Origin of the sequence: Exiguobacterium sp. s183, assembly GCF_018617655.1 — a bacterium.
Lineage (GTDB): Bacteria > Bacillota > Bacilli > Exiguobacteriales > Exiguobacteriaceae > Exiguobacterium > Exiguobacterium aestuarii_A.
Window position 1 is genome coordinate 1 of record NZ_JACSKN010000008.1, and the last position, 14,478, is coordinate 14,478.

Below are 14,478 nucleotides of genomic sequence, written 5' to 3' on the forward strand. Positions count from 1 at the left end.
GAATTTGATATAGCTCTTAAATTGACGAAGCTTGCGCTTCATTCAAAAATTGTAAAACTTATTTTTGCCTCATCGTTCAGTTTTCAAAGACCAATCGTTGTCGTGTTAGCGACTTTTTAATAATAGCGATTTGACTTGTGAAAGTCAACTACTTTTTATTATTTTTTTCGCTTCCTGATTATCGTTTCGTGAACAACATCAGCGACGTTTATTAATATATCAGCATCCTACAAAACCGTCAACTATTTTTCTAAAAAAACTTTATTTTTTTCTATTAACATCACTAAAAGAAAAAAACAGTCGTGGATCAACCCCTGACAAGGAGTAATCCACGACCGCTCGATCGTTAAGATGACTTAGAAGACATCTGCTTTTTTGTTTTCTTCTTTGCTGTTTCTGGTGAAGTCGGCTCTGCCACTTGTCCAGTCTGTTGGAAACGATGAAGCATCAATACTTGATAGGCGTTCGCAAACACGAGTGTCGCGAGTGCTGGCCAAAGTAATGGGATTTCATCAGTTGTTTGAAGCGCTGGAATCCATTCGATTAACGTAATCACCGTCATCAAGAAGAGTGTCGGAATGAAAGCACTCATATTCGTTTGTTTCGCCTTACTTGCAGCAACTACCCAAGCGACAATTAATAGCACAGCCATCTCACCGATATAACGCCACATATGATCGTTCCCAAATGCGAGCATTCGTAAATAAACGGCATCAAAGATTGCAAAAGCAATCAGCAATACTTGAACACGATTCCATAGACGTGGTCCTCTAAACAAGTCGAGACCGACTCGGTGGATGATTAAATAGGCGAAGAAGCCCATCATGCTGATCCCGGTCCATGTACTCGAGTAACTAAGCGCCGTGACAATTGCCTCCCAGGACTGACTGACCAAATAACCCGGGTTCGCCAATAAATTCATCAGGAACCCAAACAACGTCCCAAAAACGAGCGTTGTCCAAAACAAACGTAAAAAACCTTGTACTTTCATCTCTCACCGATTCACCCTTCTATTTGTTGAATGACTGCTTGCGCCAACTCATCATACGTATGCTCAAACGGATGCCCATCACGATACACAGATGGTGCAAAGTCTTCTTCGTTGTCATACGGTTGACCGAGTGGAATTTGAGCGAGGAGTTTACTCTTCAGTGCTTCTGAGAGTTTTTCTCCACCACCATACCCAAATACATATTCTTTCTCGCCTGTGACCTTACTTTCGAAGTAAGCCATGTTCTCAATGATGCCTAACACTTTATGGTTCGTTTTAATCGCCATTGCTCCTGCACGGGCAGCAACGAAGGCAGCTGTAGCATGAGGTGTCGTCACAATCAACTCTTGACATGATGGGAGCATAGAGTGGATATCGAGCGCGACATCTCCTGTTCCTGGTGGTAAGTCGAGCAATAGATAGTCAAGGTCTCCCCACTCCACATCATTAAAGAAGTTGTTGAGCATCTTCCCGAGCATCGGTCCGCGCCAGATAACAGGTGCATTATCTTCAACAAAGAAGCCCATCGAGATGACTTTTACACCAAATCGCTCAACTGGAATGATTTTTTCTCCACGAACGACTGGACGTTCTTCGATTCCGAGCATATCTGGGACACTGAAACCGTAAATGTCCGCGTCGATCAATCCAACTTTCTTCCCAGCACGTGCAAGCGCAACCGCTAAGTTGACGGATACTGTCGACTTCCCTACGCCACCTTTACCTGAAGCGATAGCGATAAATGTCGTTCCTGAATTCTCGCGAAGGATTGCTGGCTTTGTTGCCTCCTTCAAACTTTCATCGTTCAATGCTTCAAAGCGAAGCCCGACCGTCTTAAAGCCTTTCCCCTTGAGCAATGTGACGATCTCTTGTTGTAACTGAAGCTGTTCCCCGCTCCCTGTTTGTCCGAGTGCCACTTTCACACTGACGTAATCTTCTTTAATGCGGATGTCTTTGACTCCCGCTGTATCTCCAAGCGTTCGGTTGATCGTTGGATCAACGAGCCCCGCCAATTCCTCGCGTACTTGCTCTACTGTAAGCATATCGCTTCCCCCTTATAACTGTTTCGATATCAGTATATCAAAAAAAGCGTTTTCTTGACGGCTTTGGAATCGACTAATTCAAACAAAAAACTCTCCACCCGAAAGGATGGAGAGTTCGAACCACTTCGCGAAGATTAACGCTTCGAGAATTGTGGTGCGCGACGTGCTGCTTTAAGACCGTATTTTTTACGTTCTTTCATACGAGCGTCACGAGTTAAGAAGCCTTTTTCTTTGAGGCTTGGACGGAATTCTGGGTCCGCTTGAAGAAGCGCACGTGATACGCCGTGGCGAATCGCTCCAGCTTGTCCAGTGTATCCACCACCGTTAACGTTAACGATTACATCGTATTTACCTTCTGTTTCAGTCAATACGAGTGGTGATTTAGCCATCATGATTAAAGTCTCATGACCGAAGTATTCTGAGATATCGCGGCCATTTACAACAACTTTACCGTCACCTGCAACGAGGTGAACGCGAGCCACCGAGTGTTTGCGGCGGCCTGTTCCGTAGTAACGTACATCTGCCATCGTTTAGTTCCTCCCTGTGTCTCGATTAACCGCGAAGTTCGTAAACTTCTGGTTTTTGTGCTTCATGCTTGTGTTCAGTTCCAGCGTAAACGTGGAGTTTGTTGAATTGTTGACGACCGAGTGATCCTTTTGGAAGCATCCCTTTGATCGCGAGTTCAAGCATACGCTCTGGACGTTTTGCGAGAAGCTCTTTTGCAGTTTGTGATTTCAAACCGCCTGGATGACCTGAATGACGGTAGTAGATCTTGTCATTCAATTTGTTACCAGTCAATTTGATTTTCTCAGCGTTGATGATGATGACGTGGTCTCCGCAATCAACGTGTGGTGTGAAAGTCGGCTTGTGCTTACCGCGAAGAAGTGATGCTACTTCACTAGTCAAACGACCGAGTGTTTTGCCTTCTGCGTCGATAAGGAGCCATTTGCGTTCTACTTCAGATGCTTTAGCCATGAATGTTGTGCGCATGTGGAATACCTCCTAAAATGTCTGTTCACTTAATTTTTTTGATGCTTTATCATAATCCTAGTTTACGGGGCTAAGATTGTGGTTCATCTCTAAATGTGAAAATGAAATGCCAATGAATATAATACGATTTTATAGAGGGAATGTCAATCTACTTTTTCATAATTCACATTCCATAAATACAAACCGTGTGGGGGCGCGGTAATCCCCGCCATACGGCGGTCTTTCGCTTCCAGCATTTCGGTGATGTCAGCCGGCTCATACTTGCCTCTCCCTACCTCAATGACCGTCCCTACCATGATACGTACTTGATTATATAAGAAACCAGAACCGACGAAACGGAATACGATCTCATCCCCTATTTCGAGCACTTCTGCTTCAAAGATGGTACGGACGCGGTCCTCGACTTCCGCCTTTGTCACAGAGAACGATGTAAAGTCGTGGGTGCCGACTAGCCGCTCCATCGCCTCACGCATTCGATCAAGGCTAAGGTCATACGTCACCGTGGCAACATAGTGCCTTCTGAATGGATCCTCGGTCTTACGGATATGATAGCGATACTCTTTTCGCTTCGCCCCATATCGAGCATGGAACCCAGCATCCGCTTCTTCTGCTTGTTTGACGAGGATGTCGTCCGGCAACATCGCGTTCAACGCTTTGACAAACCGCTCCGCCGGCATCTGTAACGAAGTGTCAAAATGAATCACTTGTCCTAAGGCATGGACACGAGCGTCTGTACGACCTGAGGCGACAATTTTGACGGGATGGCGATGCATTCGTGTGAGAACTGCCTCGATCTCCGCTTGAATCGTATTTCCATTTGGCTGTACTTGATATCCCGCGTAGTGTGTCCCGTCATAGGCAATTGTCAGTTTAATTCGTCTCATCCAATCCCTCTCAATCCAAACAATACGAGTGTTAACGCGACAAAGATCAGCAATACTGCTGTATCACGTGTCTGCCACTCCATCTCACGCAACCTTGTCCGTCCTTCACCCCCACGATACCCACGTGCCTCCATCGCCGTAGCGAGGTCCTCAGCGCGCTTAAACGCCGAGATGAACAATGGAATCAATAAGGGGATAACTCCTTTTAAACGAGACTTCCATGGACCGCTCATCAAATCAACCCCTCGAGCTTGCTGGGCTTTCATGATTCGATCTGTCTCATCTGCAAGGGTAGGTAAGAAGCGAAGTGAGATGGATAACATCAAGGCAATCTCATGTGCCGGTACACGAATCCGCTCAAATGGTCGGAGACCTGCTTCAATCGAGTCGGTCAACTCCATTGGTGTCGTCGTCAACGTGACGAGAGTCGTCAACATGACGAGATAGAAGAAGCGGAGCGAAACGATCAGTCCCATCCGAATCCCTTCTGAGTAAATGGCAATCGGTCCAAATTCAAAGAGGAGTGCTCCATCCCGATTAAATAATAACTGCAAGATCAACGTGAAGACGATTAAGAAGAGAATCATGCGTAATCCATTCCACAAATAACGCCACGATAGTTGTGATAGTTTCACCGCAAATAACGTGAACGCTAATAGAAACAAGTTCGTCCATAAGTTATCCGCTAAAAACACGACCGGGATAAATCCTAAAATAAAGAGTGTCTTCGCACGTGCATCGAGTGAATGGAGCCAGGAATGACCCGGTATATATTGACCAATAATCATACGGCTCCCCCTCTCAAGTGCTCTGCGATCCAATCCGCTAATTCGGCCTCCGTTCGTACGAGTGGAGTGACCGTTCCCCCAAAAACAGGCGCTAGATCACGGGCGAATCGGAGAACGTGTGGGATGTCGAGCTGGAGACGACGTACGAGAGCTTCATCCTGAAACAACTCAAACGGATCGCCATCGAACGCTACCTGTCCACGCTCCATCACGACGACGCGTTCCGCGTAAGTGAGCACGTCATCCATATCGTGAGAAACAAGAATCAGCGTTAGATTCAGCTCTTCTCGTAATCGTTTAAATAATGCCAGCATATCTCGTCTGCCAATCGGATCGAGACCCGCTGTCGGTTCGTCGACGATGAGGACGTCGGGGCGGCTCGCTAAGACGCCCGCAATTGCGACGCGACGCATTTGCCCCCCGGAAAGGTCGAATGGAGAACGGTCCCATAGTGATTCATCTAAACCGACGAGACGAAGTGCCTCATGGGCACGCTCTTTTGCTTCGGCATCTGTCGCGCCAAAGTTGCGCGGACCGAACATGACGTCGCGTTCGACCGTCTCTTCAAACAATTGGTGCTCAGGATATTGAAAGACGAGCCCAACGCGACGCCGAAGCGGCAAGAGATTTTGTTTTTTATCACGACGCGTTCGAATCGGTGTGACTGTGATGTCATCGACCACGACACGTCCGTCTGTCGGTCGTAATAACCCATTCATATGTTGAACGAGCGTTGATTTCCCCGAGCCTGTATGCCCAAGAAACGCAACAAGCGCTCCCGACGGAATGGTTACATTCACATCGCGCAGCGCGGTTCGTTCAAACGGAGTATTCATTTGATATTGATATGTTACTTCTTCAATGCGTATCGGCATAGATGGTTCACCAACTCCGAATGTTGTAGCATCAGACGATCGAGTGGAATGCCACGTGCCTTCAGTTCGAGTTGCATCCTGACAATGAACGGGACATCCAATTGAATGTCACGAAGCTGATCGGGATGTTGAAACACGTCCTCAGGTGTACCGGTCATCGCAATCTTACCTTTCGATAATGCAATGATACGGTCGGCAAACAACACTTCGTCGAGCTCGTGTGTAATGGCGACAACGGTCATCCCTTCTGAGACGAGCTGTCGTACCGTTTGTAATACCTCTTGTCGCCCAATTGGGTCGAGCATCGAGGTCGCTTCATCGAGCACGAGGACACGCGGGCGCATTGCGAGAGCCGCAGCTATCGCAACGCGCTGCTTTTGTCCACCGGATAACTGATGCGGTTCACGGTCCGCTAGTTCCGATAATCCAACGCGCGCTAGACTGTCATCAATTCGACGAACCATTTCTTGACGTGGAAGTCCCATGTTTTCGAGAGAAAATGCCACATCATCGCGCACGGTCGCCCCGACAAATTGATTGTCGGGATTTTGAAAGACGACCCCGATCCGCGTTCGAACGTCCCACACGTCTGCGGCGTTCGATGGATCGAGTGTCTCGACGCGGACTTCCCCCTGTTCAGGAATAAGAAGTCCGTTCCACAACTTCGTCAGTGTCGACTTACCAGAACCATTATGGCCGACAATCGCAAGCCATTCCCCTTTATATACATCGAGCGACAGGCCGTTAAGTGCCGGCTCAGACTGTCCAGGGTAATGAAATACGACGTCCCGTACCATAATTTGCGATTCCATAGGTCGACTCCTTTCTGATGTGGAAACAGGGCAATACGTCACCGCATGCCCTGTTGACTGCCTAATGAATTAGACGAGTTCGATGATTACAACTTCTGCACCATCACCGCGGCGTGGGCCGACTTTCATGATGCGCGTGTATCCACCTTGACGTTCAGCGTAGCGTGGAGCCACGTCTTCGAACAATTTTTGGATTGCGTTTTTTTCTCCAGCGTTCTCCTTACGAACGAATGAAGCTACTTGACGACGGGCATGAAGATCGCCACGTTTCCCAAGAGTGATCAATTTTTCAACGACTGGGCGAAGTTCTTTCGCTTTTTGTTCAGTTGTTTGAATGCGCTCGTTGATGATTAGGTCAGTTGCAAGATCACGCAAAAGCGCCTTGCGTTGCGAGCTTGTACGGCCAAGTTTCGAATAAGCCATTACATTTCCCTCCTTCGGTTGAACTTAGTCTTCTTTACGCAAGCCCAAACCGAGTTCGTCCAACTTGTGTTGAACTTCTTCGAGTGATTTACGTCCGAGGTTACGAACTTTCATCATCTCTTCCTCTGATTTGTTTGCGAGTTCTTGAACAGTGTTGATGCCAGCGCGCTTCAAGCAGTTGTACGAACGAACTGAGAGATCGAGTTCTTCAATCGTCATTTCGAGTACTTTTTCTTTTTGGTCTTCTTCTTTCTCGACCATGATTTCTGCGTTGAGAGCCTCATCTGTCAAACCAACGAAGATGTTCAAGTGTTCAGTCAAAATTTTTGCTCCTAATGATACAGCTTCTTCCGGACGAATTGAACCATCTGTCCACACGTCTAATAAAAGCTTATCGAAGCTAGCGTCTTGACCGACACGTGTTTTATCTACTTCGTAGTTCACGCGTTGAATCGGTGTATAGATCGAATCGATTGGAATGACCCCAATCGGCATATCATCACGTTTGTTATCTTCTGCCTGGACGTAACCACGACCACGGCGAGCAGTCAAACGCATGCGAAGCGTCGCATTGTCAGCGAGAGTCGCGATGTGGAGCTCAGGATTCAAGATTTCAACGTCGCTATCATGGGTAATGTCTGCCGCAGTGACAGCACCGGCACTTGAAACGTTAATCTCAAGCGTTTTCTCTTCTTCAGAGTACACTTTGAGTGCTAACTTCTTGAGGTTTAGTACGATTTGAGTAACGTCTTCGACGACACCGTCAATCGTAGAGAACTCGTGAAGCACGCCATCGATTTGAACCGCTGTTACCGCTGCACCTGGGAGCGATGACAATAGAATTCGACGTAGTGAGTTACCGAGAGTAGTGCCATATCCACGTTCAAGCGGTTCTACTACGAATTTACCAAACGTAGCGTCCTCGCTGATTTCGACCGTTTCGATCTTTGGTTTTTCAATCTCGATCATCTGAACCCCTCCTTGAGTATATCCTGCCGTGCAGTTTGAACTGCTAAAGTATAAGCTGTCGTGCTAGGTAAACCCCTCACACGTTCAAGCGATTATACGCGGCGACGTTTCGGAGGGCGGCAACCGTTGTGCGGAACTGGAGTTACGTCACGGATTGCAGTAACTTCGAGACCAGTAGCTTGGAGCGCACGGATAGCCGCTTCACGTCCAGCACCAGGACCTTTAACGTTAACTTCTACTGTACGCATACCGTTGTCCATTGCAACTTTCGCTGCAGTTTCAGCAGCCATTTGTGCTGCGAACGGAGTCGATTTACGTGATCCTTTAAATCCAAGGTTACCAGAAGTAGCCCATGAGATCGCGTTACCTTGCGTGTCAGTGATTGTAATGATTGTGTTGTTGAATGTAGAACGGATGTGTACCACACCGACTTCAACATGTTTTTTAACTTTACGTTTAGAACGTACGTTTTGCTTACGTTTCGCCATTGTTCAATTCCCTCCTTTACTTCTTCTTGTTCGCTACTGTACGGCGTGGGCCTTTACGAGTACGCGAGTTGTTCTTCGTGTTTTGACCGCGAACAGGGAGACTACGGCGATGACGGATACCGCGGTATGCGCCGATCTCGATCAAACGTTTGATGTTAAGTGAAACTTCACGACGAAGGTCACCTTCAACTTTGATTCCGTCAATTGCTTCACGGATACGGTTGAGTTCATCTTCAGTAAGGTCGCGTGTGCGTGTCTCTTCAGAAACGTTAGCAGCCTTCAAAATTTCTTGTGCTTTTGTTTTACCAATACCATAGATGTATGTGAGCGAAATAACGATACGTTTTTCGCGTGGAATATCTACACCAGCAATACGTGCCATGTGTGCACCTCCTCTGAAATTAACCTTGTTTTTGTTTGTGTTTCGGGTTTTCGCAAATTACCATTACTTTACCCTTACGGCGAATAACTTTACATTTTTCGCAAATCGGTTTTACCGACGGTCTTACTTTCATGAGTATACCCTCCTCCTGGAAAAATCGGAGTTACTTATAACGGTACGTAATCCGCCCGCGAGTCAAGTCGTATGGAGACAACTCAACAGTTACGCGGTCACCTGGAAGGATCCGAATGTAGTGCATCCGAATTTTCCCTGAGACGTGCGCGAGCACCGTGTGGCCGTTTTCTAACTCCACTTTAAACATTGCGTTCGGAAGTGGTTCGACAACAGTGCCTTCCACTTCAATGACATCTTGTTTCGCCATCATTTATTCCCCTTTCTATATGAAGATCTTTAGGAGCACAGACGATCTATTGCCATCTACTGTGAGAGAAGGATCCAGAATGGATCAGTATGAAACAATAGAGCCTCATTCACCGGAATCGAGTTTCGTTAAAATCTCGTATCCATCGTCTGTGATGGCGATGGTGTGCTCAAAGTGGGCGCACATGCTACCGTCCACTGTGACAACTGTCCAGTTATCAGCCAGTGTTCGAACATAGCGTTGACCAGCATTAACCATTGGTTCAATAGCTAACGTCATCCCAGTCTTCAGGCGCGGCCCTTTCCCCGGTGGACCATAGTGTGGAATTTGCGGTTCTTCATGCAAATTTTGTCCAACACCATGACCGACGTATTCGCGGACGACAGAAAAATCGTGTGATTCAACATATGCTTGAATCGCATGTGAAATATCTGTCAATCGCCCTCCAGCCTTGGCGTGCTCCAATCCTTTATACAGACTTTCTTCGGTTACGTCAAGTAGCCGCTGTGTCTCTTCTGAGATTGTTCCCACTGGATAAGTCCAAGCGGAATCTCCATGGTATCCATTATAGTAGGCACCGATGTCGATTGAGATAATATCTCCATCGTTCAATACCCGTTTTCCTGGAATGCCATGAACAAGCTCTTCATTCACCGAAGCGCAAACACTACCGGTAAAACCGTTATAGCCTTTAAACGATGGCGTCGCACCTTGGCTGCGAATGTAATCTTCCGCAATCTGGTCGAGCTCAAGCGTCGTGATTCCTGGTTTTATGTGCTGTTTGAGCACCTGGTGCGTTCGAGCAACAATTTGCCCAGCCTCACGCATAATCGCAATTTCACGAGGCGTCTTCGTGATGATCATTCAGTATCACCGAGTAATGCTTTGACATCGGCATATACGACATCGATTGGACGATCTCCATCCAATGTACGAAGATACCCTTTTTCAGCGTAAAAGTCAATGAGTGGTTTCGATTGCTCGATGTTGACGTCAAGGCGACGGCGAACCGTTTCCTCTTTATCGTCTTCACGTTGCATGAGAGCCGACCCATCCACATCACAGATGCCTTCCACTTTTGGTGGGTTGAAGATCACGTGATATGTCGCACCACATGTTGGGCAGATCCAACGACCTGTCAAACGTGGAACGAGAATTTCCGCATCCACATCGATGTTGACGACGTGGTCAATCTGTTTCCCCAAATCTTTAAGCAAACTTTCGAGTGCCTCTGCTTGAGCAACAGTACGCGGGAATCCATCAAGTAAGAAACCTTTTTCAGTGTCATCTTGGCTAAGACGTTCGCGTACGATTCCGATTGTTACCTCATCCGGTACGAGTTCGCCTTTATCCATGAAAGACTTGGCTTCTTTACCGAGTGGCGTTCCGCCTTTGATTGCCGCACGAAACATGTCGCCTGTCGAAATGTGAGGGATTTGGTACTCTTCTACGATTTTAGCAGCTTGAGTCCCTTTCCCAGCACCCGGTAAGCCCATGAGTACTAGATTCATCTCGGTTAGCCTCCAGTTTTGATTTTCACGAAGGGCTTGTAAACACGACAGGAAGGAAGGGTCAACCCTTCCTTCCGCTTTAACGGATAAAGCCTTTGTAGTGTCGTTTTACAAGTTGACTCTCGATTTGTTTCATCGTTTCGAGGGCTACCCCGATGACGATCAATAAGCTCGTTCCTCCGATTTGAACGGAAGTTGGAAGACCGGCAAGCTTAATGAAGATTGTCGGCATGATCGCCACGAGCGATAAGAAAATCGCTCCGAAGAAAGTCAATCGATACAGCAACTTCGTGATGTACTGTTCTGTTTGCGCCCCAGGACGAATCCCAGGAATATAACCACCTTGCTTCTGCAGGTTTTCTGCCATCTGCTCCGGGTTGACCTGAACAAATGTATAGAAGTAAGAGAACGCAATGATTAACGCAACGTAAATCGACATCCCGATTGGCGCCGTCGTGTCAAAGTACGTCTGTAATTTTTGCGTTGTCTCTGGAGAAGCAATGAAGCTTGCAACAGTTGGTGGTGTTACCATGAAGGAAATCGCGAAGATAACCGGGATAACACCTGCAGCGTTTAGTTTGATTGGCAAGTGCGTCGACTGACCGCCCACTGGGGTACGGTTTGCCGTGCGTTTTGCATATTGGATTGGAATTTTGCGTGCCGCTTGTTGAACATAAATGATCCCAACCGTCACAGCCAAAATGACAAGGGCCAATACAACCAAGTAAACGATGTTAATGAACAATGCATCTCCAGCGTTTTGGAGTTTTGTTTCATAAATCTGCGTAAAGATTCTTGGGAACCCAGCGACGATACCAGCGAAGATAATGATGGAAATACCATTCCCAACACCTTTCTCCGTTGTCATCTCACCAAGGAACATCAAGAACGCTGTACCCGCAGTGAGTACAATCGCGATCACAAAGTAAGTTGCCGTTCCCCATGTTTCATTGACGAGACCTGGGTAGAGGCGGTTAAATCCAAACGACAACGAAGTCGCTTGGACAAAGCCTAAGATGATCGTCCCATAGCGCGTGACCGTCGCTAACTTTTTACGGCCCGCCTCTCCTTGTTTTGCCCATTCGGCAAACTTTGGAACGACGTCCATTTGTAAAAGTTGCACAACGATCGATGCCGTAATGTACGGCATGATCCCCATTGCGAACAAGGAGAAGTTCTGTAAAGCATTTCCTCCAAACAAGTTCAAGAAATCAAGAAGACCTCCTGAGTCAAAACGCAACACATCCGTATTCACCATCGGCACCGGGATATGAGCCCCGATGCGGAAAATGATGATGATTGCGAGTGTGAAGAGAATACGCTGTCGAATATCTTTCACGCGCCACATATTGGAGATCGTCTGAAACATCAGATCACCTCAACTGTACCGCCAGCTGCTTCGATTGCTTCTTTCGCTGCACCCGAGAACTTGTTGGCTTTTACAGTCAATTTAGTTTCAAGCTTGCCGTTAGCAAGGACCTTGATTCCGTCTTTAGCAGAGCTGACTACACCAGTCTCGATTAAGAGTTCTGGAGTAACTTCAGTACCTGCTTCGAAACGGTTAAGCGTGTCTAGGGAAACAACCGCGTACTCTTTACGAGTTGGGTTGTTGAAACCGCGTTTTGGAAGACGACGGTAAAGTGGGTTTTGTCCACCTTCGAATCCTGGACGAACGCCACCGCCCGAACGAGCTTTTTGACCTTTGTGTCCACGGCCAGAAGTTTTACCGTTACCAGTCGCCATACCGCGACCGACACGGTTACGTTCGTGACGTGAACCTGGAGTTGGCTTCAATTCATGGAGTTTCATAGTGGCACCTCCTTATTTATTAAAATCTTTATTATTCGTTGATTTCTTTTACAGTCACAAGGTGCGACACTTTATTGATCATACCGCGCATCGCGACGTTGTCTGGGACAACGACCGTTTGATGCATTTTGCGAAGACCGAGTGTACGTACAGTAACACGCTGACCTTCCGGACGACCAATTGTGCTGCGTGTGAGGGTGATTGCGAGTTTCGCCATGTCTAGTTCCCTCCCTTAGTTAAGAAGTTCTTCTACGCTTTTACCACGTAGTTTAGCAACTTCCTCTGCTTTTTTGAGCTCAGTCAAGCCCTGTACCGTCGCACGGACGATGTTGATTGGTGTGTTTGAACCTAACGATTTCGAAAGGATGTCACCTACACCTGCAAGTTCGAGCACCGCACGAACTGGACCACCAGCGATAACCCCAGTACCTTCAGAAGCTGGTTTCATGAATACACGACCTGCTCCAAATACTCCTGTGATTTCGTGTGGAATTGTTGTACCAACCATAGGTACTTGTACCATGTTTTTCTTAGCGGCTTCAATAGCCTTGCGAATCGCTTCTGGCACCTCTTGTGCCTTACCTGTACCGAAACCGACGTGACCATTTTTGTCACCTACGACTACGAGAGCAGCAAAACGGAAGCGGCGGCCACCTTTTACGACTTTCGCGACGCGGTTTACGGTAACAACGCGTTCTTCAAGTTGTTCCATGTTAACGTCTAACTGGCGCATCGAGTGTCCCCTCCTTTTTATTAGAATTTAAGACCTGCTTCACGAGCTGCTTCTGCAACAGCTTTGACGCGGCCATGATAGAGGTATCCACCACGGTCGAACACAACTGTGTCGATACCTTTCTCGAGTGCACGTTCTGCAGCAAGTTTACCAACAGCTTTCGCTGCTTCAACGTTACCGCCATTTGTAAGATCGAGAGCTTTATCTTTCGAAGATGCAGACACAAGCGTTGTTTGTGACGCGTCATCGATAAGTTGAACGTAAATGTGCTTGCTCGAACGGAATACGTTCAAACGTGGACGAGCTGCTGTCCCCGAGATCGTACGACGTACGCGAGCATGACGTTTTTTACGAACTGCATTTTTATCTGCCTTTGTGATCATTTATGCCACTCCTTTCCGTTCATTTCGTGACGAATTACTTACCAGTCTTACCTTCTTTACGGCGAATACGTTCATCAGAGTAACGAACACCTTTACCTTTGTAAGGTTCTGGAGCACGGTACGAGCGGATTTGAGCAGCAACGTGACCGACGCGCTCTTTGTTAATCCCTTTTACGATGATTTGCGTGTTTGAAGGAACTTCGATTTCGATACCTTCCTCAGCAACGTACTCGATTGGGTGCGAGTAGCCGAGGTTGAGGACGAGTTTGTTACCTTGCTTCGTAGCACGGTAACCAACCCCCGAGATCTCAAGTGTTTTTTGGAATCCGTTCGACACACCTTGTACCATGTTGGCAATAAGGGCACGTGTCGTACCGTGAATTGTACGGCTTTCTTTCGATTCGTCTGGACGAACAACCGTCAATTCGTTCTCTTCAACTTTGATTTCCAATGCCGGGTTAGCTGAAAGCGAAAGTTCACCTTTAGCACCTTTTACTGTGACCGTGTTGTCATTAGCAACTGTTACAGTAACGCCAGCAGGAATCGTAACTGGTTTTTTACCAATACGTGACATTGATTACACCTCCGTTCTTGTTAGAAAAGTGACTTACCAGATGTAGGCGATCACTTCGCCGCCGACTTGTTGTTGGCGAGCTTCTTTATCAGTCATAAGACCTTTAGATGTCGAAAGAACTGCGATTCCGAGTCCTCCGAGTACTTTAGGCACTTCATCAGCTTTTGCGTATACGCGAAGACCTGGTTTCGAAATACGTTTGAGACCAGTGATTACACGTTCGTTGCTTGCTCCATATTTAAGGAAAAGACGAAGTGTACCTTGTTTAGCGTCCTCGATATATTCAACATCGCGAATGAAACCTTCACGCTTAAGGATTTCAGCGATCTCACGTTTAATGTTCGAAGCTGGAAGCTCCATTTTTTCATGGCGAACCATGTTAGCGTTACGGATACGTGTAAGCATATCTGCAATAGGGTCTGTCATTACCATGCGATGTAC

Annotated in this window: 23 protein-coding genes; all 23 read right to left on the reverse strand. The window is 47.1% G+C overall.

Going from position 1 to position 14,478, the window contains the following annotated elements; all coding sequences use genetic code 11:
• Nucleotides 1-346 precede the first annotated feature (346 nt).
• The 23 genes from KNP62_RS14330 to rpsH all read right to left on the reverse strand — a co-directional run bounded on the left by KNP62_RS14330 (nt 347) and on the right by rpsH (nt 14,469).
• A complete protein-coding gene (locus KNP62_RS14330) occupies nt 347-991 on the reverse strand; it encodes a KinB-signaling pathway activation protein (protein WP_214786164.1) in 645 nt (214 codons plus the stop codon).
• Between the two features lie 11 nt (nt 992-1,002).
• Nucleotides 1,003-2,034 carry a P-loop NTPase gene (locus tag KNP62_RS14335; protein WP_074032486.1) on the reverse strand — a complete coding sequence of 344 codons (1,032 nt, stop codon included), beginning with the start codon at nt 2,032-2,034 and terminating at the stop codon, nt 1,003-1,005.
• 134 nt (nt 2,035-2,168) lie between these two features.
• Entirely contained in the window at nt 2,169-2,561 is a 393-nt protein-coding gene (gene rpsI / locus KNP62_RS14340; RefSeq protein WP_012727644.1) for a 30S ribosomal protein S9, read from the reverse strand.
• 25 nt (nt 2,562-2,586) lie between these two features.
• Complete coding sequence (gene rplM / locus KNP62_RS14345; RefSeq protein WP_026824852.1) at nt 2,587-3,024, reverse strand: 50S ribosomal protein L13; 438 nt, start codon at nt 3,022-3,024, stop codon at nt 2,587-2,589.
• A 143-nt stretch (nt 3,025-3,167) separates the two neighbouring features.
• Nucleotides 3,168-3,908, reverse strand: a complete 741-nt coding sequence (gene truA, locus KNP62_RS14350) for a tRNA pseudouridine(38-40) synthase TruA (RefSeq protein ID WP_214786166.1) — start codon at nt 3,906-3,908, stop codon at nt 3,168-3,170.
• A complete protein-coding gene (locus KNP62_RS14355) occupies nt 3,905-4,696 on the reverse strand; it encodes an energy-coupling factor transporter transmembrane component T family protein (protein ID WP_214786168.1) in 792 nt (263 codons plus the stop codon). Before KNP62_RS14355 ends, truA begins: the two co-directional genes overlap by 4 nt.
• A complete protein-coding gene (locus tag KNP62_RS14360) occupies nt 4,693-5,571 on the reverse strand; it encodes an energy-coupling factor transporter ATPase (protein WP_214786169.1) in 879 nt (292 codons plus the stop codon). The genes KNP62_RS14355 and KNP62_RS14360 overlap by 4 nt, the downstream gene beginning before the upstream one ends.
• Nucleotides 5,547-6,383, reverse strand: a complete 837-nt coding sequence (locus tag KNP62_RS14365) for an energy-coupling factor transporter ATPase (RefSeq protein ID WP_074032463.1) — start codon at nt 6,381-6,383, stop codon at nt 5,547-5,549. Before KNP62_RS14365 ends, KNP62_RS14360 begins: the two co-directional genes overlap by 25 nt.
• Before the next feature lie 69 nt (nt 6,384-6,452).
• Nucleotides 6,453-6,806, reverse strand: a complete 354-nt coding sequence (gene rplQ / locus KNP62_RS14370; protein ID WP_214786171.1) for a 50S ribosomal protein L17 — start codon at nt 6,804-6,806, stop codon at nt 6,453-6,455.
• Between the two features lie 24 nt (nt 6,807-6,830).
• Nucleotides 6,831-7,775 (reverse strand): DNA-directed RNA polymerase subunit alpha, encoded by a 945-nt coding sequence (locus KNP62_RS14375; RefSeq protein WP_012727651.1) that lies wholly within the window; start codon nt 7,773-7,775, stop codon nt 6,831-6,833.
• A gap of 92 nt (nt 7,776-7,867) precedes the next feature.
• Nucleotides 7,868-8,263, reverse strand: coding sequence for a 30S ribosomal protein S11 (rpsK, locus tag KNP62_RS14380; RefSeq protein WP_012727652.1), 396 nt, complete (start codon nt 8,261-8,263; stop codon nt 7,868-7,870).
• A 16-nt stretch (nt 8,264-8,279) separates the two neighbouring features.
• Nucleotides 8,280-8,645: a 30S ribosomal protein S13 gene (gene rpsM / locus KNP62_RS14385; RefSeq protein WP_012727653.1), complete on the reverse strand. Its 366-nt coding sequence runs from the start codon at nt 8,643-8,645 to the stop codon at nt 8,280-8,282.
• A 19-nt stretch (nt 8,646-8,664) separates the two neighbouring features.
• A complete protein-coding gene (gene rpmJ, locus KNP62_RS14390; RefSeq protein WP_003156543.1) occupies nt 8,665-8,778 on the reverse strand; it encodes a 50S ribosomal protein L36 in 114 nt (37 codons plus the stop codon).
• 30 nt (nt 8,779-8,808) lie between these two features.
• Nucleotides 8,809-9,027, reverse strand: coding sequence for a translation initiation factor IF-1 (gene infA, locus KNP62_RS14395; protein ID WP_021066622.1), 219 nt, complete (start codon nt 9,025-9,027; stop codon nt 8,809-8,811).
• 105 nt (nt 9,028-9,132) lie between these two features.
• A complete protein-coding gene (gene map, locus KNP62_RS14400; RefSeq protein ID WP_214749789.1) occupies nt 9,133-9,891 on the reverse strand; it encodes a type I methionyl aminopeptidase in 759 nt (252 codons plus the stop codon).
• Nucleotides 9,888-10,538, reverse strand: a complete 651-nt coding sequence (locus tag KNP62_RS14405) for an adenylate kinase (RefSeq protein WP_012727656.1) — start codon at nt 10,536-10,538, stop codon at nt 9,888-9,890. Before KNP62_RS14405 ends, map begins: the two co-directional genes overlap by 4 nt.
• Before the next feature lie 79 nt (nt 10,539-10,617).
• Nucleotides 10,618-11,907, reverse strand: coding sequence for a preprotein translocase subunit SecY (gene secY / locus KNP62_RS14410; RefSeq protein WP_214697130.1), 1,290 nt, complete (start codon nt 11,905-11,907; stop codon nt 10,618-10,620).
• Nucleotides 11,907-12,347, reverse strand: coding sequence for a 50S ribosomal protein L15 (rplO, locus tag KNP62_RS14415; protein WP_012727658.1), 441 nt, complete (start codon nt 12,345-12,347; stop codon nt 11,907-11,909). Before rplO ends, secY begins: the two co-directional genes overlap by 1 nt.
• 31 nt (nt 12,348-12,378) lie before the next feature.
• The gene (gene rpmD, locus KNP62_RS14420) at nt 12,379-12,564 is read right to left on the reverse strand and encodes a 50S ribosomal protein L30 (RefSeq protein ID WP_012727659.1); all 186 of its coding nucleotides are present in this window, start codon (nt 12,562-12,564) and stop codon (nt 12,379-12,381) included.
• Between the two features lie 15 nt (nt 12,565-12,579).
• Nucleotides 12,580-13,080, reverse strand: a complete 501-nt coding sequence (gene rpsE, locus KNP62_RS14425) for a 30S ribosomal protein S5 (protein WP_012727660.1) — start codon at nt 13,078-13,080, stop codon at nt 12,580-12,582.
• Between the two features lie 20 nt (nt 13,081-13,100).
• Nucleotides 13,101-13,463, reverse strand: coding sequence for a 50S ribosomal protein L18 (rplR, locus tag KNP62_RS14430; protein ID WP_214786173.1), 363 nt, complete (start codon nt 13,461-13,463; stop codon nt 13,101-13,103).
• Between the two features lie 34 nt (nt 13,464-13,497).
• A complete protein-coding gene (gene rplF, locus KNP62_RS14435; RefSeq protein WP_012727662.1) occupies nt 13,498-14,037 on the reverse strand; it encodes a 50S ribosomal protein L6 in 540 nt (179 codons plus the stop codon).
• 33 nt (nt 14,038-14,070) lie between these two features.
• The gene (gene rpsH, locus KNP62_RS14440) at nt 14,071-14,469 is read right to left on the reverse strand and encodes a 30S ribosomal protein S8 (RefSeq protein ID WP_012727663.1); all 399 of its coding nucleotides are present in this window, start codon (nt 14,467-14,469) and stop codon (nt 14,071-14,073) included.
• Nucleotides 14,470-14,478: the final 9 nt, after the last annotated feature.